Source organism: Massilia sp. HP4 (assembly GCF_005222695.1).
Lineage (GTDB): Bacteria > Pseudomonadota > Gammaproteobacteria > Burkholderiales > Burkholderiaceae_D > Telluria.
The window spans coordinates 1-1,101 of the sequence record NZ_STGG01000043.1 but is presented as its reverse complement, the minus strand read 5'-3'; the positions used below and the strand labels follow the sequence as shown (position 1 = coordinate 1,101).

Sequence of the window (1,101 nt, the reverse complement as noted above, 5' to 3'; positions counted from 1 at the left end):
TGTCGAGTCCCGTTTGATCATAAACGCGTTTAACGAATAACTCAGGTCGCTTCTGTTGCCATTCCTTGAGCGCGAGGACGGGCGTTTTGCTGCCGATGGCGCGTTGCGGAATATGGTGGTTGTAAAGCTTCAAATAGTTCAGTAATGTGGCCTGCAGATCGGCCCTGCTATCGAAACGGGTTTGCCGTAGCAGCTCATTGATGCGTCCGTTGAAACGCTCAACCATACCGTTGGTTTGCGGATGACGCGGCGGCGCCAGCCGATGCTCGGCAGGCAGGGCTGCGCATGCGACGTCGAAAGCATGCTTGCCGCTTGGTTTCTTGTCTTTGGTGGTGAAGCGATCAGTAAATTGCGAGCCGTTGTCAGTCAGGATCTTGCTGATTTTGATGGGGGAAGCCAACTTGAGCCGACGCAGAAAATCGACGCTGCTCGCCTCGGTCATGTCGCCGTAGATGTGCATGAAAACCCAGCGTGTTGCCCGGTCGATGGCGACGAACAGATAGCGGCGCGAGGTTTCATCAGGCATTTGCGGCAAGTACTTGATGTCGATGTGTATGAACCCAGGCTCGTAGTCCTTGAAGGTCTTCTTCGGCGTGATCTTCTCGCCCTCGGCAGTCGCAATCAAGTCTGTCAGGCGGGACATGCCCTCACGCTTGAGCAGGCGTGCAATGCCCGCTCGCGAGACGGCCGGATTGATGTACTGCTTTGTGATGAACAGCAGGTCGTCGAGCGGCAGGTAGAGCGACTGGCGTAGAGCAAGGACAATGGCTTCCTGGGCCTGGCTCAGAGTCGTGCGCAGCGTGTGGGCCCGGTGGGAACGATCCTGTACATCGTCGCGACCGAGCCACTTCTGTGCCGTGGCTCGTGTGATGTTAAAGACCTTGGCGGCTTCTCTGGAAGACAGGCCAGAATCCTTTATCTCCTGGCGGATCTTTGGTGTGGTACGGGCCTGTGGATGAATGCTTGAACTCATGCTGCCAACTGCTCCGGGTGCGATTGAATACTGGGACTGCTGAATCCAGCAATCAAGTCGCCCAGCATAGCTTTTGCACGGAACAAAGGCCAGCTACGGCGAGGAACATGATCGCACGATACTGAACA

Annotated in this window: 1 protein-coding gene; it reads right to left on the bottom strand. The window is 56.0% G+C overall.

Annotated features, from left to right (window positions below):
* Positions 1-973 (bottom strand): IS481 family transposase (locus tag E8M83_RS16785; protein ID WP_137174496.1); only part of this gene is annotated, 973 nt, incomplete at its 3' end.
* Between the last annotated feature and the right edge of the window lie 128 nt (positions 974-1,101).